The 23,620-nt window shown below is 69.9% G+C and carries 7 protein-coding genes (1 of these 7 only partly in view); 2 read left to right on the forward strand and 5 right to left on the reverse strand.

All coding sequences use genetic code 11. The annotated features are described in order from the left end of the window. Positions 1-15,654, reverse strand: partial view of an Ig-like domain-containing protein gene (locus BM353_RS13155; RefSeq protein WP_092081644.1) — the 5' portion only. It extends 37,719 nt beyond the left edge of the window; the window shows 15,654 of its 53,373 coding nt (coding positions 1-15,654); the start codon lies at positions 15,652-15,654; its stop codon lies beyond the left edge, outside the window. Between the two features lie 315 nt (positions 15,655-15,969). On the opposite strand from BM353_RS13155, the gene BM353_RS13160 reads away from it, so the two are divergent. Together BM353_RS13160 and BM353_RS13165 are read left to right on the forward strand one after the other, a co-directional pair. Next, positions 15,970-16,749 carry a SapC family protein gene (locus BM353_RS13160; protein WP_092081646.1) on the forward strand — a complete coding sequence of 260 codons (780 nt, stop codon included), beginning with the start codon at positions 15,970-15,972 and terminating at the stop codon, positions 16,747-16,749. Between the two features lie 90 nt (positions 16,750-16,839). Next, on the forward strand, positions 16,840-17,784 hold the full coding sequence (locus BM353_RS13165) for a LysR family transcriptional regulator (protein WP_092081648.1): 945 nt from the start codon (positions 16,840-16,842) through the stop codon (positions 17,782-17,784). Here the strand turns inward: BM353_RS13165 and BM353_RS13170 are convergent. From BM353_RS13170 to BM353_RS13185, 4 genes are read right to left on the reverse strand one after another with little or no spacing between them, the layout of a single operon-like run. Then, positions 17,750-18,739 carry a D-2-hydroxyacid dehydrogenase family protein gene (locus BM353_RS13170; RefSeq protein WP_092081650.1) on the reverse strand — a complete coding sequence of 330 codons (990 nt, stop codon included), beginning with the start codon at positions 18,737-18,739 and terminating at the stop codon, positions 17,750-17,752. The two genes, BM353_RS13165 and BM353_RS13170, sit on opposite strands and share 35 nt — an antisense overlap. Further along, positions 18,736-20,424: a thiamine pyrophosphate-binding protein gene (locus BM353_RS13175; protein ID WP_092081651.1), complete on the reverse strand. Its 1,689-nt coding sequence runs from the start codon at positions 20,422-20,424 to the stop codon at positions 18,736-18,738. The genes BM353_RS13170 and BM353_RS13175 overlap by 4 nt, the downstream gene beginning before the upstream one ends. Positions 20,425-20,480: 56 nt before the next feature. Further along, complete coding sequence (locus tag BM353_RS13180; protein WP_092081653.1) at positions 20,481-21,578, reverse strand: 4-oxalomesaconate tautomerase; 1,098 nt, start codon at positions 21,576-21,578, stop codon at positions 20,481-20,483. A 26-nt stretch (positions 21,579-21,604) separates the two neighbouring features. Further along, positions 21,605-23,611, reverse strand: coding sequence for a tripartite tricarboxylate transporter permease (locus BM353_RS13185; RefSeq protein WP_092081655.1), 2,007 nt, complete (start codon positions 23,609-23,611; stop codon positions 21,605-21,607). Positions 23,612-23,620 lie beyond the last annotated feature (9 nt).

Genomic DNA, 23,620 nt, shown 5'->3' on the forward strand with positions numbered 1-23,620 from the left:
GAGCTGTTTGGTGCCGCGCGCGGCGGTCTCTTCGCTCACCTCGGTCAGCGCGGAGGTGACCTTGATCACCCCGTCGAGCACCGCGCCGTTGCTGGCGGTGGTGAAGCTCTCCACCGAGAGCGCCGCGGGGGCCGCGCCGTCCGCGAAACGCAGCGAGAAGCCCTGCTCTGTGATGCCGCCGGTGCTCTGATCGAAGCTGACCGAGACCGCGCCGGCGCCGAGCACCGCGTTGATCGCGCGTTCGATCTGGGCGGCCTGCGTCTGCGGGTTTGACAGATAGCGGATCGCGGCGGTTTCCAGCCCGTCGCCGAGGCCGAAGCGGATCTTGGCGCCGGAGACGTTGGTGATCGCGTCGGGGCGCAGGAGCAGGTAGTGCTCTTCGATGCGCGCGGCGCGCGCGGTCTGGAGCAGGCTGATCGTGCCCCAGTCGGTCTTGTCCGCCGGATCGGCGGGGGGCGTCATGGTGAGCCCGTCGATCGACCGGCCGTTGAGCGCGCCGACAAGCGCGATGGCGAAGCCATCCGCCCGGCTGCCCGTGACCTCGGCCGTGCCCGCGCCATAAAGGCTCTCGATCGCGGTCTCCAGCGCGTCGGCGAAAGCGGTGTCGTCGAGGCCGGTGCTGTCGGCGGTGGCGCTCGTGCCTTCGGCGCTGAAGCTGTAGATCCCTTCGCGGAACCGGCCGGAGCCGTCATCCGCCAGCGCGTCGAGGCGGTAGATCGTCGGTGTCTGCTGCCCGCCGGCCTGAAGCCGGTCAACCTCGGCGCCGGTTTCCGTTTCGGCGCGGGCGATGGTGATCTCGGGCTCCGGCGCGGTGCCGCCTTCGCGGGTCACGGCGAAGGCGCCCGAGACGCTGGCGAATCCGTCGATCCCGAGGTCGATCTCGCCGGCCAGTTGCAGCGCGCCACTGTCGTCGAAGGTCGCGGCGAGGGTGCCCGCCATGGTCAGCCCGTCAACGCCGGTCAGCTCTGCCGTGCCCGAGACACTGCCCGAGCGGGAGCCATCGGGGGCAAGGGTCAGCACGCCCGCGCCTTCGCGGAGCGAGACCGTGGCGCCGTTGGCACTCAGGCTGGCAAAGGCATCCGAGGCGGTGACCGTCCAGCCCTGCCCGCCGGCGGCGTCCTCGGTGAGCGCGAGGGTGAAGGCGCCGCCAAGCTCGGCCGGGCCGAAGCGCAGAGCGCCGTCGATCGAGAGCCCGAAGACCGCCTCCCCTTCGGCGAGGCTGCGGCTGGCGTCATCCGACAGCACGATCTCGGTGCTTTCGTCGTCATTCGCGCCGTTCCAGTCGATCGCGGGCGCGCCCGGAGTGAGCAGGCTGCCACCCTCCAGCGCGCGGTTGATCTGGAGCGAGGCGGAACTGACCTCCGCGCCGATGTCGGTCCCGAGCGCGAGATCGGCGATCGCCCCCTCGGCGGAAATCCAGCGTCGGCCCGCGCCGCCCACTTCGGTCGAAACCACGAGCAGCAACTCGCCATCGCTGAGCCGGGCGTTCATGGCGCCCGTGCCGAGCACCATCGCCAGATCGGCACCCGCGAGGATCGTCTGATCGACGGTCACGGTGCTTCCGTCCGTCAGGGTCACACTCTGGTCGCCGCGCGATTCCATCGCCAGCGCGCCTTCGGTGGTGAAGACCCCGGCCACGTCGAGCGCCATCTGCCCGCGCAGCCGCGCTTCGCCCTCGGCGAGATCGAGCGCATAGGCGCCATCGGCGGTCTCGACGTCGAGCGTGAGATCCTCGCCCCACTGGTTGTAGGCGAGCACCAGATCGTCGGCACTCAGCGTCACACCCGGCACGCCGTCGAGCGCCACGTCGCCCTCCGCGCCGAAGGCATAGCGCGTGCCGTTGGTCGAATGGCGTTCGAGGATCACCCCGCCTTCGCCGTTCTCAAGCGTAAGCCCGACCCCGCCAGGCGTCAGCGACCCATCGGCGCCGCTCACCCCGATGCGCAGGGTCTGGACCGTGTCCGCGCCCACGGTTTCGGTCTCGGAGATCAGCTTGAGCGCGCCGGTGACAGTGCCCACTTCGGCCACGGTGATCGAGCCCTCGGTGACCGTCAGCTCGCTGCGCTCGGTGCCGTCGGTGAAGGTCAGCTGGCGGTCCGGGGTCGTGAGCCCGGTGCGCACGCTGGTGTCGACTGCGCGGCCCAGACGGTTCATCAGGAAGGTCGCATCGGCGGTGAGGCTCACCGCATCGCCAAAGCCGTGCAGCGCCGCCGAGCCCTCCGCCGAGAGGGCAAAGCCCGCCGTGTCGCTGCCACTTTCCTGCGCGATGATGAGCGCGAAACCGGCTTCGGTGACGGTCACGCCCGCATCCGCATTGCCCACGGTCACCGAGACCTCCGCCGCGCCGATCTTGAGGATCGAGGGCGCGGGTGTCGCGGCGCGCAGAAGCGCCACGCCGATCTCGGGCAGGGCGGCGCCGGTGTTGATGTCGGTCAGGCTGAGCAGAAGCGCGGCGCCATCCTGCGGATCCTGCGTGAGCTCAACCTGCCCCGCGCCGAGGCCGGAGAGCAGATCAAGCGCGCGTTGCAGGGCGGGCAGGCTCGCGGCCACCCGCTCGGCGGCTGTGTCGCCCTCGGCGAGAGTGACGGTGCGGCTCTCAGAGCCGAGGGTGATCGTCACCCGGTCGGCCAGCGCCCCGTCGGTCCCCTGCATCACCAGATCAACGCGCATCGCGCCGGAGACGGTGAGCGCGGCCACATCGCGGCCAGCCAGATCTCCGCCATAGGCGATGTCGAAAAGCCCGTCGCCCGTGGCAGTCACGGTCACGTTGCCCGCCCCGATCCCCGGGATGTCTTCCAGCGCGGATTGCAGCGCGGCCGCATCGAGCGTCTGCGGATCGAGCACGGCGCTACGCGCGCCGTCGAGGCTCAGTTGCAGCGCGCCGGTCGCGCCGGTCAGGTCGAGGCGTTGGAGCTCTTCGGTCGTCCGCCCGACGGCGTCCTGCGTCAGGCTGATCTCGGGCGGCTGATCGAGTGTGACCGTGGCCGTAAGCGGCAGGATCTCCTGATCCACCGCCGAGCCGCCGAAGCTCACGCGCCAGGCATCGCGATCCGGATCGGCGCTGATCGTGACGGTGACGCCGGCCTCGGCCAGGGTTGTCCCGTCGGGCCGCTCCGCTGCGAGAAGCGCTGCGGCCAGGGCATCGGCATCGCCACGGAAATCGCTCAGGTCGATGGCCGCGGTGGCATAGGTGCCCGCGCCGTCTGTCCCGCCGGTTTCCACAGAGGTCAGGACCGCCTCTGGCGGGGTGTCGGGCGCGGTGGTGACGGTGATCGCGTCGATCGGTTTGCCCGCCGCATCGCCGCCAAAGGCAATGCGGAAGATGCCGGGCTCGGCGGTCACCGAGACGGTCGCGCCGTCCTCGTCAAACCGCTCTCCGGCCCCGTCCACCGCCGCGATGATCGCGGTGCGGACATGGACCGCGGCGGCCTGCATGTCGATGTCGCCGGTGGTGAATGTCCGGCCGTCGTAGTCGAAGGAAAGCCGGTAGCTCCCCTCGACCCCGCGCGCCGCCCGGTCGATCGCGTGGACCGCGCCGGTGGCCGCTTCCTGTCCGCCCGTCGCCGTGAGCGTGGCCGTCCCGTCGCCCGCAGTGCCGGAAATTTGTGCCTCAAGCAGCCCAAGCGCCAGCGCCCGGTCCGCCGCTTCGCCCGTGAAGGTTATGTCGTAAATCGCGGCATTGCTCGGGCTCTGGATCGCCGACACCGTAAGCAGCGCCGAAGATGTCCGGCCCAGCACCGTGCCCGAGCCAAAGACCTTGGAACTGCCTGCCCCGGCGCCCACCAGCGGCGCGAGCGCGTCGTAGATTTGCTGTGCCTGGAAGGTCTGGCGCGCGTTGAGCCGTGCTGTGCCGTCAAGCGCGCTGTCGGCGAAGCCGAAGGTGATCGATTCGCGGGTGGAAATCGTGCCGTCCGGGTTGCCGATCACAAGCCGGTATTGCGTCGCCGCTTCGCCATCGGTGGCCTGGGACAGAAGATCGCTCGTGCTGGTGGTGGCGCTCGCGCCGGCCTCCGGCGGGCTCATGAAGAGCCCGTCACCGCCAGCTTCCGCCGCCAGCGCGACCGGAACGCCGGACATGCCGCCGCCGAAGACGAGGTCGAACCCGCCCGCCCGGGTGCCGGTGACCGAGACGCTGCCCGCCCCGAAAAGCGCGTTGAGCCCGGTGTCCAGCGCCGCCGTGAGGGCGGCATCGTCGATCGGGTTGCCCCGCGCCGAGAGGGTCGCGATCGTAACGGTCCGGCCCTGCCAGGTGAAGTCGTAGTCGCCCTCGCGGGTCGCGCCGGTGCCATCGCCGAGTGCGAGGTGCAGCGCGGCCGAGGTTTCCGGCAGGTAGCGCAGCGTGTAGCTGATCCGGCCCGAGAGATCGCCTTCGCCGTGATCGAGCCGCTGGACCGCGCCCGCGCCCTCGCCCGGCGCCGTGACGATGACCGCAGCGCCCGCGTCGCCGCTGTCGGTGCGCCGCGCCGGTCCCGTGACGGTCAGCCCGGTGAGCGCGGTGCCCTTGAGCGCGCCGACAAAAGCGATGGCAAAGCCCTCCGCCCGCGTGCCCGTGACCTCGACCGTGCCGAAGCCGAACAGCACCTCAAGCGCCGTGCCGAGCCGGTCGCGCCATGTGGCCTCATCCGTTCCATCGAGCAGGACTTGCGCCGTCGCGCCGTCCAAACCGAAGGTGTAAGTGCCTGTGGCCACGTCCAGATCCGCGCCGCTGCCCTCGGCGACGGTGAGGGTGAAAGCGCTGCTGCTGCGGACGCCGCCGTCGGTGATGGTGGTCAGAATTCCGCCCGCGCCGGTCTCTTGCGCCGCGCCTTCCAAGACGTCCTCGGCCGTGCTGCCGGCTTCGATCTCCACCGCGATTTCGCCACTGATGTCCGCCGCATCCGCTATGCTCAGATCCACCGCGCCGGCGAAGAGCAGGTTGCCCGAACTGTCGAATTTCGCCGCGAAACGCCCGTCGAGCGAGAGCGCGTCCACCCCGGTGACCCGCGCGTCGCCCTCGATCTCGCCGGAGAACAGATCCGCGCCGAAGGTGTCCGTCGTCAGATCGCGCCCGAGCCAGAGTGTCCCCGCCCCGTCGAAGAGGCCGACTTGCGCGCCCGCCGCGCTGAAACTGATCTCGACACTCGCCGCGCTGAGCTGCCAGGCCTGGCCCGCGCTGCTGTCGAAGAGCGAAATGGCAAAGGTCCCGTCGATCACCGCGCCGCCGAGCGTCACGGCCCCGTCGATGTCGAAGGCAAAGACCCGCGCGCCGGCATCGAGCATCAGGCTCGTGCCCGATGTCACGGCGATTTCGGTGGCGCTGTCATCCGCCGCGCCATTCCAGTCGATGACCGGATCCGACCCGCCGAGCACCACCGCGCCGCTCTCAAGGCCCGCGTTCATCGCAAAGCTGGCCGAGCGGATCTCGGCGATCTCCGCGCCGTTGATCCGCGCGTCCGAGAGGGTCGAGGCAAGCGTGATCCAGCGGCGCGCCTCGGCGCCGGCGGCAAGGCCCGTCTCGGTGCTGATCACCAGCGCCACGTCCATGTCGTCGACCGACGCACCGGCGCTCGCCGGACCGATGCTGGCCGCGAGGCCAACCCCGCCGAGGATGAGCTGTTCGGCGCTGAGCGTGCTGCCGTCGGTGAGCGTCAGATCGGCGGCATTGGCCCCCGTCCGGCTCTCCAGAACCATGTGCCCACTCAGCGAAATCGCGCCGTCGACAGCGGCGGTCATCTGGCCCGAAATGCGGCTTTCGTTATCGGCGAGCGTCAGGATTTCATCCGCGCCGCCGGTGGCGATCCGCTCGCCATCGAGCGCGCGGCCAAGCCGGTTGTGACGGATCGAAAGCTGGTCGGCCGTGAGCGTCACGCCCTCGATTCCGGTGAGCCCCACCGCGCCCTGCGCCTGCAGCGCGTAGCCGGTCTCGCTCCCGCCCGCCGTGGTGATCCGTTCGACCAGAAGGCCCCCGCGCCCACCCGTCAGTGCCGCGTTGACGCCGCCGAGCCCGAGCGAGCCGTGGGTCTCATCAAGCCCGATGCGGAGCGTTTCGGTCACCGTGCCATCGCCGGCGACGCTGCTGTCCGGGACCAGCGCGAGCGCGCCTGTGAGACTGCCCAGCCCGTCGACGGCGACGGTCCCTTCGGAAATGACCAGTGATCTTTGCGCCGTGCCGTCGGAGAAATCGAGCGTGACCGTTTCGCTGCCCGCGGCGATGTCGGTGACAAGACCTTCGCCCAGCGTGTTGATCCGGATTTCTGCCGTGGCGGTGAGGGTAAGGCCCGAAACCCCGTCCAGCCCGGCCCGGCCCGAAGCCACGACCGCATAGCCCTCGGCCCCCGTCGCGCCCTGTTTCAGGAGCAGCCCGAGGTCCACCTCTTCGAGCGCGATCAGCCCAAAATCGGCCGTCGCTTCGGCAAGCCCAACGCGCAATTCGGCCGCCTCGCCCGTGCCCGTCCGCGACACGGTGAACCCGCCCGTGACAGCGCCGAACCCATCGAAACCGACGGCCACGTTGCTGCCCGAAAGCGACAGATCGTCGCCGTCGAAGGCTGCGCTGACCGTACCGCCGAGGGTCAGCCCGGAGACGCCGCTGACCGCGACCGTGCCCGAGAGCGTGCCCGAATTGCCCGCATCCGCGAGCCGCAATGTGCCGCTACCGTCCGTGAGCGTGACCGCCGCGCCGCCGGCGCTCAGGCCGACCGAGACGTCCGAAGCCGCGAGGTCCCAGACCGAGGCCCCGCCGTCTTCGTCATGGGCCAGAGAGAAGTCGCCCGACAGACGCGCCGCGCCAAAGTCGAGCGCGCCGGAGACGTCGATCTCGAAGGCGGCGTCGGCGCTGTCGAACACCGCCTCTGCACCGCCCGCGCCGGCTGAGAGCGCAAGCGTCTGGCTGCGCGCGCCGCTCCAGTCGAGGACCGGGGTCGCGGCGTCGAGCAGCGCGCCGCCCGCGTCGATCGCGCGGTTGAGTGTGAGCCCACTGCTGTCGAGATCGCGCACCTCGCGGTCAAGGACCCGCAACCCGCCGACCGTGCCGGTCGCGGTGATCCAACGCCGCGAAGCATCCGCCGAATCCTCCGACAGGATCACGCCGAAGGCGCCGCCCGAAAGCTCTGCTATTTTGCTGCCCCTCGGCGCGAGGCTGAGCGTCAGATCCGCGCCGCCGATGATCGTCTGGTCCAGCGTGACGGCCGAGCTGTCGTCGAGCGCGTGGGCCACCCCGTCGCGCGCTTCGATGAAGAGATCGCCGCTCAGCGTCAGCCCGGCGACAGAGGCCGTGGCCGTGCCGGAAATCCGCGTCTCGCCATCGACGAGCGAGAGCAGGTAGTCGCCATCGCCGGTGTCCACGGCCTGATCGACCACGTCCTCGCCGAGCCGGTTGTAGGAGACCCGCAGGTCATCGGCGGAGAGGCTGATCGCATCCGCACCGCTGACCGAAACATCGCCCTCGACCTCGAGTCCGAAGCGGTTTTCCCCGCCCTCCGAGCGCAGCAGGATCGCGCCGCGCCCCTCGTCGAGATCCGCGCCGAGCGCGCCGAGCGAGAGCGTTCCGGTCATGCCGGAAAGGCCGATGTCCGTCTCCTGCCGGGTGACGCCGTTTTCGGTCACGCTGCGGCTGGTGACGGCGAAGGCGCCGGTCATGCTGCCGAGCCCGTCGACGGTGATGGTGCCGCGGCTCACGCTGAGCGCGCGGAGCGCCTCGCCCGTGTCGAAGAGCATCGCCACGCCGCCGATGCTGGTGTCGAGCCGCTGGCCGAGCGTGTTGATCCGGAGCGATGCGGTGGCCGAGAGGGTCAGGTCGTCGAACCCGTCAAGCGCCGCCGTCCCGTCCGCCACCAGCGCGAAGCCCGCGCCGTTGACCGAGGTTGCGCCGAGGTAGAGACCGAGGCTGTCGAGCGCGAGGGTGAAGCCCGCGCCGCCGCTGCCGACCGATCCGGTGAGCCCGCCGGAGCCCACGGCGATGGCACCGTCCGCGCGCCGTTCGACCGAGAGCGCGCCGTTGAGCGAGGCAAAGCCCGCCACGTCGAGCGCGAGCCCGGTGCCGTCGAAGCTGAGCGCCCCGTCTGCGTCGAGCGCGGCCGCGAAGGTCCCTCCGAGCGAAAGATCGGCCACGCCTTCGAGCACGGCCTGGCCGGAGAAGGCGCCGGTTGTCGCATCGCCAGCGCCGAAGCGCAGGGCGCCGCTGAGATCCTCGATCCCGAGATAGGCGCTGCCCGCCCGGAACCCGAGCGCGGCGTCCTCTGCGGTGAGCGACCAGACGTCCTCCGCACCGGATTGATCGAGCGCGAGGCCGAAGCTGCCCGAGAGTGTCGCGCCGCCAAGGCTGACCGATCCGGCGATGGCGATTTCGGCCACCTCGCCGGCGGTCTCCAGCGAGAGCGTCTCGTCGCCGCCGAGCGCGATCTCCGTGGGCGTCTGGGCCCAATCGATGACCGTCTGACCCGTCACCAGCCCGGCGGAGGCCAGCCCGCGGTTGATGCTCAGCGCGTTTTGCCCTGTGGCGCCGAAATTCTGTCCGCCGACGGTGAGTTGCCCCGGTGCGCCCTGCGCCGCAAGCCAGCTGCGGGCCGCGCCGCTGCTCACTTGTTCGGTCGCATGCACCACGGCGAGCGAGACGTCGCTCAGCGCCACGATCGGATCGCCGCCGCCCGCCCCGGCCAGAAGCTCGGCCGAGAGGTCATTGCCGCCGAAAACGAGCTGGTCGGTCACAACGCTGCTGCCATCGGCAAGCAGGACCGAAACGCCCTCGCGGTTCTCGATGAAGAGCTTGCCGGAGACGGAAATCACGTCGTCAATCCGCGCAACCGCCTGCCCGCGCAACCGCTGCTCGCCCGCGAGCATCTCGACCGCGTAGCTGCCGTCCGGCGTCTCGACGTTGCGCGCCAGATCCGCGCCCCAGTTGTTCCACGCGATGGCCAGATCAGTGGCGGCCAGCGTGATGCCCGACAGGCCATTGACCGCAACATCGCCCTCCGCCTGCACCGCGCGGCGCAGGGTGACGTTGCCGTCGCTGTCGATGTCGTGGCGCAGGAGCAGCGCGCCGCGCCCGTCGCTGAGATTGGCCGTCGCGGGGCCGAGAGTGAGCCCGCCGGACACCCGATCGAGCCCGATGGTCAGGGCGGTCTGGGTGGTGCCGTCGACGATGGTCTGGCTCCGCGTGACGAGCAGCGCGCCGGAGAGCGTGCCGAGCCCGTCGACGGTGATGCTGCCGCTGCCGATCGAAAGCTCCTGGACGTCCTGCGTGCCGTCGAAGCTGAGCTCTGCGGTGGTCGAAAGCCCGGTGGCGATGGTTTCCTCGACCGCGGCGCCGAGCGTGTTGACGCGGAGCTCGCCGCTGGCTTCCATGGCCACCGCGTCGCCAAAGCCGCTGAGCGTTACCGTGCCCGCCGCCTCCAGCGCGTAGCCGGCGCTGCCGTCCGCCGCGTCGGTCAACAGGAGCGCGAGCGATCCTTCGGCGAGGGTGAACCCGACGCTGCCACTGTCGCCAAGAGCGCCGGTCACACCGGTCGCGCCGATCTGGATCCGTCCGGGCACGGCCACGGGGATCTGCTGCACCAGCACCGAAAGCCCGTCGATATCGGCCCCGGCGAGCGCGCCGGTGAGGCTCACATGATAGGTCCCATCGCCGGCATCGCTGACCCGCAGGGTCTCGGCGCTGAGCCCCGGCATTTGAGCCAGAAGGCCCTTCAGCGCCGCCGCGACGCCCGCGCCGTCAAGATCGGCAATCTCGGCCAGGCCGGACCACGCCTCCTCGCCGAGCCGCAGCGCAACCCGGTCCGCATCCGGCCCGATGATGAGTTCGTGCACCGCGGAGACGAGGATCGGCGCGCGCGTCTGGTCCGCGAGCGCGCCGGTGTAAGTGATGTCAAAGACTCCCGGCTGGCCGGAGACCGCCGCGATGTCGAGGGCCGAGGCCTGCCCGATGGCGGGCAACGAGCCGAGGATGGTGGCGAGGGTTTCGGCATCGAGCGTGGCCGCGTCGATCACCGTGGAATTGCCGTCGCGCCCTTCGATCGAGAACCGCACCAGCCCCGCGCCGGAAAGGTCGAGCCGCTGCACGGCGTCGGTGGTGGCACCGATGTTCACGCGCTCCAGCGCCGCGCTCGCCGCAGTGGGCGCGCCGAGCAATTCGGCGGTGATCTGTCCCAACGTGACGCCGTCGAGCCGCCCGCCGAAGCTGATGTCCCACTGAGCGAGACCGCCCGCTTCCGCCGCCGTGACGGTCACGTCCGCGCCGCTGCCGCCGAAGCTTGCGCCACTGGCGTCCTCCGCCGCGAGAAGCGCCGCGCGGACCGTGGCCGCGGTCGCCCCGATCAGGATCGGCGCGGTCTGGTAGGTGGTTGTGCCATCGAAGACCGTCAGCCGGACGGTATCTTCCGCAGCCCCGATCGGCAGGATCACGCGCTGTTCGCTGCCCGCCGCCGGGCCGCCGCTGGTCACGTCAGCGATGTTGATCTCAAGGCCCGCATCGGCCGTGGCGGTGATCGGCGCAACGGCCTGGCCCGCCATGGTGCCGATGAAGCCGACGCGGAAAGTCCCCGCGCCCGGCGTCTCGCCCGCGACCGCGCTGACCTCGACCGTGCCGGCGCCAAGAACCGCTTCGATGGCCTCGGCGATCCGCTCGGCCTGATCGGTGAGCGCATAGCCCGGCCCGCCGGTCTGCGTCTCCGCAAGCTCCGCCGTGACCGCATCCGAGGAGGACACGACGCCCGGCAGATCCACTGCGAGCCCGGCCAGATCGCCACCGTAGTCGAGCGCAATCTGTGTGCCGTCCGCATCCGATTGCAGCAGGGTCGCGCTGACCGTGCCCGCCCCGAAGAGGCTCTCCAGCGCCGCCTCGACCGCGACGGCCAGATCGGCATCATCCTGCGGCAGGCGGATCTTCTCGCTCCGCCCCGCCCCGGTTTCGAACCAGATCTGCGCGGCGCGATCGCCGCCCGGGGTCAGGGTGAGCACATGGCGCGCCGACTGGCGCGTGTCGCTGTCCACCAGCGCAATCGGGCCGGTGGTCTGGCCACCGATGGTGAGGGTGAAGCTCTGGCCGCTGCCCGAGACCTGATCGAGCGCGATATCCTGCACCGCATCGACCGGCTGGCGCGCCGCCGCGATGAGCCGCGTGAGCCCCCAGGCCGCCGCGCCGGCCGCAACTTCCGGCGCCTGCATCCAGAGGCCCGCGGCCGAGGACGTGGCGGCCAGTCCGACCGCCCGCCCGGCGAAGCTTCCGCCGAAATCGAGGGTGAACCCCTCGGCCCGCGAGCCGGTGACCGACAGATCGCCCGCGCCGATCGCGGGCAGGGCCGTCAACCCGTTGAGAATCCGCGCGCGCAAGACCGCGTCGCTGATCGGCTGGCCCTCGGCGTCGAGCGTCGAAATGGTCGCGCCCGCGCCGTTGAAGGCGAAACTGTAGGTGCCCTCGCGCGCGATTCCGGTGCTCGTATCCGCGAGGCGGAAGACAAAACGGGTGTTGCTGGTCTCGCCGCCGGAGTCCTGCTCTTCGGAAATGCCGCCCTCGGCCCCCGCAAGCTCGGTGAAGGTCTCGATCGGTTGGCCGCTGACCGCGTCCACCTGCCGGATCGCAACGCTGCCCGAAAGCCGCGCGACGCCGTCGACCGCGATGTCCAGATCGCCGGCGAGCACGATCTCGCCCGCGTCGAAACTCGCCGCAAGGGTGCCCGTCGCCGTGACGCCATCGACGCCGGTGACCGCGCCGACGCCGGAGACGCCGCCCATGAGCAACGCATCCTCGCCGCTGCCGGTGAGGTAGAAGGCGCCGGCCACATCGTTGATCGCGGCGCCAACCCCGCCCGCTTCCAGCGAGAGCGAGGCCTCTCCGATGGCGATCTGCCAGCCCTGCGTGCCGGCCGGATCGGTGTATTCGCGGATCTGAACCACGCCCGCGAGCGCCGCGCCGCCAAGGTGCAGCGCGCCGTCAATCGCCGTGGAGAAGCGCTCGACCTCGGTGCCCAGCACCAGCGAGGTCCCGTCGTCGAAGCTCAGCAGTTCCTGCGCCTCGCCCGACCAGTCGATCACCGCCGCGCCGCGGTCTGCAAGCGCGCCGTCCGCTGTCAGCGCGCGGTTGATGTCGAGCATTGCGGAATTGATCTCGGCCTCGACCAGAAGCCCCGCGCGGGCCTCCGAGAGCGTCGCCGTCGCGGTGAGCCAGCGGCCATCGCCGCCGACCTCGTCGGACAGCACGAGCGCGAGGTTGGCATCGCCGATGGTGACCTCCGCCCCCCCCGCGATGACCGACATGGAAAGATCCGCCCCGCCGATCACCAGCTGCGTGACCTCGGCGGTGGAGGTGGTCACGGCGCCGCCCGTGGCCTCCTGGCGCAGCGTGACCTCTTCGGCCGCGCGGCTTTCGATGAAGATTTCGCCGCCAAGGCTCAGGATCCCGTCGATTTCGGCCAGCGCCGTGCCGCTCAGGCGCTTTTCATCGAGCCCTTGCGAGAGGGCGATGCTGCCGCTTGCGGTCTTGACCACCGTTTCGATCGCCGCGCCGGAGTTGTTGAGCGAGAAGCTGAGGTTTTCGGCCGAGAGCGACACGCCGCTGAGCCCGCTGAGCGCCGCCGTCCCCGAGGCCGTCACCGCATAGCGCAGCGCATCGTCGGCATCGACAAAGACCACGGCCGCGCCGCGCCCGTCGGTCAGCTCGGCGCTTGCCGAACCGAGCGTGATGCCGCTCGCGCGCATATCCTCGAAGCCGAATGTGAGCTCTTGCTGATCCACCGCGCCGACCCGGCGGGTGCGCGCCTCGACCACGAGCGAGCCGCCGAGCGTCACGTCGTCGCCGAAGCTCAGCTCGGCCTCCTGCAGCCGCAGGAGGTGGCGTTCGGAGGCGTCGTCGAAACTCAGGGCCTGACCGCCGATGGTGGTGTTCAGCGCGCGGCCGAGCGTGTTGACCTCAAGCGCGGCGCTATCGGCCGTCAGGCTGATGCTGTCGCCCGGCCCGACGAGCGACACAGAGCCCTGCGCCACGGCAGCGAGCCCGGTCTCCCCGGTTGCGCCGAGGGCGGTGAGCGCGGCGAAAGAGGCGTTGTTGACCACCACTTCGGCGCCGTCCTGACCGGCGCGGATCTCGGCCCCGGCGGCGCTGATGCGCAGCTCGGGCCCGGTGGCTGTCTGGGCCTTGGCGAGGGTGAAAACGCCGCTGATCCGGGCGAACCCGTCGAGCCCGAGGACCCCGGCGGCGCTGACCGTGAGGCTGCCGTCATCATCCGAAAAGTCGACGCTGGCGGTGGCGTCGAGCGTCACGCCGCCAAGCCCCGACAGCGCGATATCGCCCGAGAGGCTGCCCGAGCGCGTCCGGTCGGCGTTGATCCGCAGGCTCCCGCTGCCTTGCGCGATCGCGAGCGAGACCTGCCCCGCCGCCAGCGCCCAGGAGACATCGGCGAGCGTCGCGGTCCAGCTCTGGTCCGTGCGGTCGTAGCTCAGGGTCATGGCGCCCGAAAGCTCGGTGCCCCCGAGGGCGAGCCGACCGGAGACCGGCAGGGTGAAGACCTCGCCCACCTGATCGAGCAGCAGGGTCGAGCCATCGGCAAGATCGAAGGAGACAGCGTCGGTCAGATCGAGCGTCGGCGCCTCCGCGACCGCCCCGGCCACCGCGCGGTTGATCGACCAGTCGCCGAGATCGGCATCCGCCAGCCCATCGAGCAGGTAGCCCGCCACGCGCACCGATCCGAGCGCCCCGCGCGAGGCGATCCAGGAGCGATCCCCCTCGGCCTCGGCGGCGTAGACCAGCCCGAAGCTCGCGCCCGTCGTGGTGAACCCGGTGGTGCCGCCAAAACTCGCCGCGACATCGACGCCGCTCAGCGCGTATTCCGTCACCGCCACGAGCGCGCCGTCCGACAGGAGCCGCGTGGTCGAGGAGATGTCGAGCGTCAGCGCGCCGGAGAATTCGGCGACGCCGTCGATGCTCGCCGAAATCTCGCCGCTGATCCGGCTTTCGTCTGCGGTCAGTTCAAGGAAGAGGAGCCCGCCATCGGCGAGCGTGATCTGCTCGGCAATATCGGCCCCCGCGCCGTTCCAGCCGATCCGGACGGATTGGCCGGTGAGCGTGAGGCTATCATCCACTGCGAGCGTGAAATCCACCGTGCCCGCGACGGCATAGCTGGTCAGACGCTGGCCCGGCCCGCTTTCGGGCCCGATGGTGCGCACCAGAAGCCCCAGCTCGCCGCCCGAGAGCGCCAGATCGACCGCGCCGAGCGAAAGATCCCCGCTGGCCGCGCTCACCCCGAAGCTGAGGTCCGAGATCATCTGGCCGTCGGTGCCGGTGGTGGTGTCGAGCGCGAAGCTCAGATCGCCGGTAAGACTGCCCAGATCGGGCAGGGTCAGCTGGCCGTTCTGCGCGGTGAGACGGGTGGCGCCGGTGAGGCTATCTGCGGCATAGCGCAACTGACCCGTGAGAGAGGCATCGCGGAGGCCCGCAAGCGCGGCGGTCCCGGTCGCTTCCAGGGCGAAGCCGCCTTGCGCAAAGCGCGCCGAAAGTGTCCCGCCGCTGAGGCTCAATGCCGGGCCGTTGGCCGGTGCTCCCACCTGTGCCGAGATGCCGGAGCCTGCGATGGTGAGGGCGTCCGCGCCCGCATCGAAGCCGAGCGAAAACGCCCCCGACAGCGCCGCCGCGCCATAGGCCGAGGCCGAGCCTTCGCCGCTGAAGCTGAGGGTCGTCGTCGTGCTGCCGCCAAAGGAATAGCTGCCCGAGAGCCCGGTGAGCCCGCCCGCGAGATCGCCGCTGAGCCAGCTCGCGCTGCCGTCCGCGAGGGTGAAGGTCGTGACTGCCCCTTCCGGCGATTGCGCGACCTCGATCCCCCATTCGCCCGAGAGCCGCAATCCGGGCATGTCGAGCGCCGCGTTGACCGTCAGGCCGACCCGCGCCTCGTTGTTGGCCAGCGCCGTGAGCCACGCGTCGATGACGGCAAGGCCGGCGTCCGTGTCGAGCCCGTCGGAGAGGACCGCGAGTTGCGCCAGCCCGGGGATTTCCGTGGCCGTGAGGCGCAGGCGATCGGAGAGGTATTCCGGCTTGAGGAACAGCCCGTTACCCGCGTAGAGCCCGTTGTAGCTGGTGAAGACGCCGCTGCGCTCGCTCCAGCGCATGATGTCGAAGACCTGGCCCGCGACGGGGCGGAAATCGCTGATGAGATCGATGTCGAGCGTGCCGGCGAGATCCGCGCGCCCGGAGACGACGACCTGATCATAGCCCTCGAGCCCGTCCTGCCCGGCAGCGCCCGCCGTGGTGCCGCCGATCTCGCTGATCAGGGTGGCGTCGCTCGTCTGGGTGAATTGCGTGACGTGCAGAAGGCCGGGGGAGTCGCCCGGTGCGACCTCGCCCTCGTTGACCAGAGCGCCCGCAACCGCGCCGCGCCCCTCCAGCCGCTGACCATCCTCGACCGTGACCGGCGCGTCCCCATCCAGCGCCCGGCTCCCGCCGCTTCCGGATTTCAGGACAAGCGTCCCCCGGTCGGGCTCCATCGGAACCGCCTCCGCCGATCCTTCGGTGGAAGCGCTTTCCTCGGCCTCGATCTGCGCGGGGGCCGACTGGGCCTCGTCATCGGACGCGTCCGCCACGGGCAGATCTCCCGAGAGCATCAACCGCTGCTCCAAGGTCTCTAGGCCGTAGCCTTTGTCAGAAGTTTCCTCGGGGGTGTCCCCCTCATCGGAGATACGGTCGTCACGGTCCAAAGTCAGCAGCCTCGAGTGAAAGGGCTTCTACGGAAAACGGGTCGCGGAAACAGTGATAGCACGAAACTGGCACCTTCTTAACGCGTTTGGCAAAAAAGGGAAATTATTTTCCGTTAACAAGCAATTAACGAAAAGCGCCCCCCTCCGGGCGCAGCGATTGCCCCCCTGAGGGGCCGCCCGTGGATTTCCCGCCGCAGAGCAGGACAATCGCCATAAAACCGGTTGCCAAGCGGCCGCAAACCGGAATTTACTGCCCGCGCAGGTTGAGCCCGCTCACCGACTGCGCTGGAACAGGACATCACCGGGAAAACTCAGATGACGAAGCAAATGTTGATCTACAGCAACGCCGTGCCGATCAATGTGGAGGTTCACAAGAACACCTCGGTGCGCCAGAATTCGGGCTTCGACTTCGCCGCCGGTCTGGCCGCGGCGCCGCTTGTCGCCGCCGAATTCGCCTCCGCGGCGCGCGATCTCACCATCGTGTTCTCCAAGGCCGAAGACGGCATGTTCCCCTTCGCGGTGCTCGGGGTCGAAAACGGCACCAACCTCTTTGTCAAATCCGACGGGAGCTGGGACGGGCGCTATGTGCCGGCCTTCCTGCGCCGCTATCCCTTCGTCTTCGCGCGCTCGCCCGATGGCTCGACCATGGCACTTTGTGTCGACAGTGATTTTGACGGGCTGAATGAGGACGGGATCGGCGAGCGGCTGTTCGATGCCGAGGGCACGCGCACCCAGTATCTCGACGGGATGCTCGGCTTCGCCACCCAGTACCAGACGCAATTCCTGCGCACGATGCAGTTCTGCAAGCGGCTCGAGGAACTGGACCTGCTGGAGCCGATCACCGCGCTGGTGCCCGATGCGGGCAACACGCCCAAACGGCTCGGCGGGATCTACCGGATCGACCGCGCCAAGCTCAAGGCGATCGACAGCGACACGCTGGCCCAGATGTTCGCCGGCGACGAGCTGGAACTGTGCTACCTGCACCTTCAGTCGCTGACCAATCTCGAAGGGCTGCGCGAGAAGGTCCTGGCGCGCGGCACCACCGCGGAAACCGCCGAAAGCGCGCTGGAAGAGGTGGCCGAACCGGTCAACTGATCCGCCTTTCTGCGGGTGCGCGCATGGGCGGTTTCAAATCCGCGCGCGCGCCTGTAATTCCGGGCATGGTCTCCACAGACGGATTGCCCCATGCGCGTTGACTATCTCGGTCTCGAAGCCTTCGTTGCCATCGCCGAACACGGCTCCTTTCAGCGCGCGGCAGAGGCGCTCAATCTCAGCCAGGCGGCCCTGAGCCACAGGTTGCGCAAGATCGAGGACGATCTGGGCGCAGCGCTGCTGATCCGGTCGAGCCGCGAGGTGTCGCTCTCGCCCTCGGGCCACGCGCTTCTGCCGGATGCACGCCGGCTGCTCAAGGCGCTGTTCGAGACTTACGAGGCTGCGCGCATGGGCGCGCGCGACAACAGCCGCCGCTTCACCTTCGCCTGTCTGCCGACGCTGGCCAACGCCTTCTTGCCCAAGGTGCTCAAGGCCTTGCACGCAGAGCGCCCGGAGCTCAGCTTCGATCTGCTCGATATCCCGGTCAGCCGGATCGTCGACGCGGTGCGCAGCGGCCGGGCGGAATTCGGGCTCTCGATCCTGTCGGCGGAGCTGTCCGATCTGCGGCTGCGCCCGCTCGCGGAGGAGGATTACCGGCTCTTCTTGCGCCACGACGATCCGCTCGCCGCGCAGGCTGAGGTCACGCTGGAGCATCTGGAGTCGCGCGCGATGGTGCGCATTTCCTCGCAATCCAAGAACCGCCAGCTGCTCGACACCGCCTTCGGCGAGATGCGCGACCGGCTGCGCTGGCAGTACGAGGTAGAGAGCGCGACGGTGGCGATGCGGCTGGTGACCGAGGGCATGGCGCTCACGATCCTGCCCCGCTCGGCCATTTCGATGGCCCCGGCGTCGCTGGTGGAAATCCCGATCGCGGGGCTCCGGCTGCAGCGCAGTATCGGCGTCGTCTCGCGGCGCGGGCAACCCCTGAGCAGCGGGGCGGCGGAACTGCTGGCGCGGATCGAGACGGCGATGCAGGAAGACGGGTTCGAGACCCAGGCCGCGCTCAGCGCTGCTCCGGCGACCAGACCTCGGGGTTGACCATGTGCTGCGGTGCGCCGCCCGCATAGGCGTTGATCAGCGCGTAGATGTCGCGGAACTGGCGGTCGAGCTCCTCGGCGGTCACGAACCCCACATGCGGCGTCGGGATGACGCGCGGATGCGACAGGAGCGGATCGGCGGGATCGGTGATCGGCTCGCCGTCGAAGACATCCAGCGCGGCGCGGCCGATGCGCCCGGCCTCCAGCGCCGCGTGCAGCGCCCCCGGCGCGATCAGCCCCGCGCGGGAGGTGTTGACCAACACGCTCTCGGGCGACATGGCCATCAGGTCCGCCTGCGATATCTCGCCGCGCGTCTCCGGCGTCAGGCGCTTGTGCAGCGATATCACGTCAGAACTTGCGAAAAACGCCTCGCGGCTCTCGGGTACATGCGCCCCTTCGGCCTTCGCGCGGGCGCGGCCCTCGTCGCTCGCCCAGACCTGCACCGTCATCCCGAAGGCGCGGGCAAACCCGGCGACGGCCCCGGCGATGCGCCCGTAGCCATAAAGCCCGAGCACGCGGCCCCCCACATTACGCCCCAGCGGCGCCCCGCCCTGCCACTGCCCGGCGCGGGCCGAGGCGATCTGCTCCGGCAGGTATCGCAGCGCGGCGATGATCAGCCCGAAGGCCAGCTCGGCGGTCGAGGTCGAGGGGCCGTCCTTGGCCTTGTGCGCGCAAAACAGGATGCCCGCGCGGGCGAGCGCCTCGGCGTCCACATGGCTATGCTGGCCGCGCATCGCGATGAGTTTCGGCCCCGTCAGGCGCGCGGCGAGGGAGGGCGTGATCGCCGTCCGGTCACGGTAGAGCACCACCGCATCGGCCTCCGAGAGCCGGTCGGCCAGCTCGGTTTCATCGGTCAGCCGGTCGGTCCAGACCGTGACCTCATGGCCCTCCAGCGCGGCGAAGCCGGGAAGCGCGCGGAGCGTGTCGTACCAGTCGTCGAGGATATGGACCTTCATGCGTCGAGCTCCAGCGAAACAGGGTGTTCGGTGCCCACGTGCCCGCCGGGATGGGCGCGACGGATCACGGGCGAGGCGACCTTGTCGGAAATCGGGAAATCCCAGAGCGCGGCGCCGCCGCTCTCAGTGAATTCCGCGATAAGCTCAGGCAGCGCGGAAAGGTCCGTCACCCGGTGCCCCCCGAGGCCAAAACCGCGGGCGATGGCGGCAAGGTCGGTCTCGCCAAAGACGGCGCCCTCTTCGGAAAGCCCCTCGTCGCGCAGCTTGTGGATCTCCGAGCCATAGGCGGAATCGTTGAGCGCGCAGATGAGGATGTTCATGCCCTCGCGGCGGATCGACTCCAGCTCCTGCGCGTGCATCAGCAGCGAGCCATCCCCGTCGAAGAGCACAACCGTATCCTCTGGCCGCGCGGCGGCGACGCCCATGGCATAGGAGAGCCCGTTGCCGATCGCGCCGAACTCACGGATGGTCAGGAACCTGTCGTAGGGGCGGTCCATCTGAGCGAAGAAGTAGGAGCAATGGCCGGAGGAATTCACCATTTGCCAGCCCTGCGGCAACAGCGCATCGAGCGCGGTGACCACATCGCGCGGGTCCAGCAGCCCGTCATTGGTGGCGAAAGTGGCGGTGTCCGCCGGGGTCTCGGCGATGGCGCGGGCGAGCGCGGGGCTGCGCCAGCCGGGCCGGGCCGGGAGCGTTTCGGCCAGCGCTTCGGCCGTCAGGCGCGCGTCGCCGCGCAGGTGGTGTTGCGCCGGGGTCATGCCCTGGCTCCGGGCGCGCGGGGCGGTGTCGATCTGGAGGATGTCAGCCTTGGGGAAGAGTTTGCCCTTGTCGAGATTGTGCTGCGTGAGCCGGCACCCGAGCGCGACCACAAGATCGGCTTCGGCGAAGGCCGCGCGGGCCACGGCGGTGGAAAAGCCCCCCGCCACGCCCATCGAGAACGCCTCGCCGTGAAAGAGCCCGCGCGCGGGCAACGTGGTGCACAAAAGCGCGCCGATCCGGTCGGCGAGGGCCGCGCAGGCCGGGCCCGCACCGCTCTCCGCCGCGCCAAGCCCGGCCATGACCACGACCTTCCCGGCCTGCGAGATCCGCGCGGCGGCATCGGTGAGCGCCTCGGGGTGCGGCGGCATTGGCGCGAGACGGGGCAGGATTTCGGCCGCAGGCGGCGGCAAGGTCAGCGGTGTTTCGGGGCGCGCGGACTGGAGGTCGAAGGGAACGCCGAGGACAACGGGCACGCGCTCTTCGATCGCCTCGACAAAGGCATCGCGGACCCCGTCGGCCATGCGCGGAATGTGGTGGAGCGGGCAGTAGCGGGCGCCGGTCGCGGTGATGAACGGGGCCTGGTCGATGGCCTGATTGTACCACGCGGCGCCGAGGGGGGATTCGCCGGCGAAGATGACCAACGGGATGCGCGCGCGCACCGCCGCGGGCAGCGCCGTCAGCACCTGGGTGAGCCCCGGCCCGCAGGTCACGCTGGCAATGCCGACGCGCCCGGTCTTGCGTGCCCAGGCGGTCGCGGCGGCGACGGTGCAATGCTCGTGGCGCAGGTAGACCATGCGCACCCCGCGCGCGGCCAGAGCCGCGGCCCAGGCCATGTTGGCATCCCCCAGCAGCGCGAAACAGGTCTCGACCCCTTCGGCGGCGAACCCTTCGGCGAGCGTTTCAAAGACATGCGGAGTGGCGGTCATGCGGCGGTCCTCAGGCGGTCCTCGGGGGATGTTCGGAGTGGCGGTTGCAGGGGCAGTCAGGCGGTTCCGGGCCAGACGCCGCGCGGCACCATGACCTCGCCCCGGGCGATGAGGCGTGCGGTCCGCACCAGCCCGGCGGAGCGGATCTCGATCCCGGCCGGGGCGGGCGCAAAATCGACCAGCACCTCGAAGGTCCCGACGGGATGTTCGATGCCGACGGTCACGGGCGCGGCCTCGCCGAGCCCCTGCGCCAGCCCCTCGGCCACCGTGCCGGGCTGGATCGCGCAGGCGGCGATGCATTGGGCGCCGGTGACGGCCATCGACGGATGGCACGTCCAGGGCATGAAATAGCGCGCGGTGATGCTCCCGCCGTGCTGCGGCGGCGACAGGAGCGTGATCTTGGGCGTCACCGATTGCGCCACGTCGCCGAGCCCCATGAGCTCCCCGGCCTTGAGGCGGATCGCTTCCATCCGCTCGAAAAGCGCGGGATTGGCGTCGAGCTCGGCCTGGGTTTCATGGCCGGTGATCCCGAAATCGGCGGCGCGGGCGAACATCACCGGCATGGCCACATCCATGCAGGTGACCTCGATCCCGTCGATCTCGTCGCGCAGGCTGCCGGTCGGCAGGAGCGCACCGGTGACGGAGCCGACGGTTTCCATGAAGGCGAGCTTGATCGGCGCGGCCGTGCCCGGAACGCCCGCGATTTCGGTCTCGCCCTCGTAGCTCACCCGCCCGCCCGGCGTCTGGACCTGTGCCTCGACGACGGCGCCGGTGTTGACCGCGTGGATGCGCAGCGTGGTCTCGCCCTCCTGCGCTTTGACGAGTCCCATTTCGATCGCCGCCGGGCCGACGCCCACGAGGATATTGCCGCAGGTCGGCCGATAGTCGACCTCGCGTTTCTCCACCGCGACCTGGGCAAAGAAATAGTCGACGTCGCAATCCTCCCGCTCGGAGGGCGAGAGCATCGCGACCTTTGTGGTGACGGCGTTGCCGCCGCCGATCCCGTCGATGTTGAGCGGATGCCCCGCGCCGCAGACCGTCATCAGCACCTGCGACAGTGTCTCGCGATCCTGCGGCAGGTCCGCCCGGTTGAAATAGGGCCCGCGCGATGTGCCGCCGCGCAGGAAGAGATAGGGAATTGCGGTCTGGGTCATGGCGATCGGGGCCTTCTGTCAGCGATTTACGTCAGCGGCCAGGGCAGTTCGGCCAGCGTCTGCAGGTAGCCCGGCGGCAGGTCGCGCCCGAGGATCGCGGCAAGACCGCAGATGAAGCCGAGCCCGAGCGCCGTGGCAAATAGCGAGGTCCCCCAGCCGAAACGGCCCCGCAACCGGAAGAAGAACAGCAGGAACAGCGTCAGCGCGATGAAGAGGCCGAAGGCGAAGGTCAGCAGCAGCAGGCCGAGGAACCAGCTCAGCGTCGACCAGAGCCCGTGGGGCGCCTTGCCCTCTTCGCCCGCCTCGAGATCGATAAAGGCGTCGTCCGTCTCCGGGGCCAGCGTCATGCGCAGCAGCAGGCCGGCCGCGCCGAGCAGCGTCACAAGGCCCATCGTGAGCGGGAAGACACGATCCTGCAGCCGCTCGACCATCCACGCGTCCCACGTCGCGATGGCGACGTAGCCCGTCAGGATGAGCAGGAAGACCAGCGGCGCGGTCTTGCCCGCCGTCGGGGCGGAGATGTTCTCGCGGATGTTCTTGGAGGCCCGGATGCCGACGACGATCGAGACCAGCGTGAGGATCAGAAGCCCGATGGAGATCGGTGAGGCGAGGTAGTCCCAGCCCGCTTCGGCCGAGCGGCGGAACCGCGCGCCGGCGATCTGGAACGCCTGGTTGACGAAGACCTCGGTCTGGCCCGACAGCACGAAACCGATCAGGAAGGCCGGGCGGGAAAAGTCGAACCGGCGCAGCAGTATGCCGATCAGGCCGATGCCCAGCAGCGCCGCGAGATCGAGCGAGGACTGGCGCGACTGAAAGGCCGCGAAGGCGATGATCATGAAGAGATAGGGCGCGAGGATGGTGAACCGGATCGTCGTCATCCGCGCGATGAGCGGCGACAGGAACATGCACAGCCCCGCGCCGAAGACGTTGGCGAGCGCCAGCGACCAGACGATGGTGTAGGTCACGTCGAGGTCGTTGCGGACCATCTGGGGGCCCGGCGTCATGTTCAGCAGCGCAAGCCCGCCGAGGAAGATCGCCATGCTGCCGGAGCCGGGAATGCCGAAGATCAGGGTGGGGACGAGGCCGCCGCCCTCCTTGGCGTTGTTGGAGCTTTCGGGCGCGATGACGCCGCGGATGTCGCCCTGGCCGAATTTCGAACGGTCCTTGGCGGTCTGGACCGCCGAGCCATAGGCGAGCCAGTCGACCACAGAGCCACCGAGCCCCGGGATCACGCCGACGATGACGCCGATCACCGCGCAGCGCAGGCTCAGCCACTTGTTCTCCCACCAGTCGCGCAGGCCCCGAAGCCAGCCGTCGCCCAGCGTGCCGCCCTCGGCGATGGCCGCGTCACGGCGCAGGAGCGAGACGATTTCGGGGATCGCATAGATCCCGAGGCCCACGATCACGAGCTGGAACCCGTCCACGAGGTAGGGCAGATCGTAGGTCGACATGCGCAGCGAGCCGCCGGCCGGCGCCGCGCCGATCGTCCCGACCATGATGCCGAGCCCGGCCGCCACCACGCCCTTGAGCGGCACCCGCCCCGCGAGGATGGCGACCATCGACATGCCGAGCACGGTGATCATCAGCATTTCGGGCAGGCCGAAGGCGAGGATCAGGGGCCGGGCCGCGAGGATGAACCCGGTGAGGATGATCGCGCCGAAGAGCCCGCCGAAAAGCGACGAGACGAAGGCGGCCGAGAGCGCGCGCGCGGCGTGGCCCTGTTTGGAGAGGGGGAAGCCGTCAAGCACGGTCGCCTGGCTCGCCGAGGAGCCGGGGATGCCGAGCAGGACGGAGGAAAACGTGTCGGAGGTGGGGATCACCGCCACCAGCCCGACCATGAGCGCGAGGCCCGAGACCGGCTCCATGCCGTACATGAAAGGCAGGAGCAGCGCGAGACCGGCGATGCCGCCGAGCCCGGGAAGCACCCCGATCGAGAGGCCGAGAAGCACGCCCCCCAGAAGATAGAGCAGCTGCATCGGCTGGAAGATCATCGAGAAGGCGGATGCAAGCTCGGGCAGGATTAGCTCAACCATGGCGGTCTC

It is taken from the genome of Poseidonocella sedimentorum (genome assembly GCF_900116005.1).
GTDB lineage: Bacteria > Pseudomonadota > Alphaproteobacteria > Rhodobacterales > Rhodobacteraceae > Poseidonocella > Poseidonocella sedimentorum.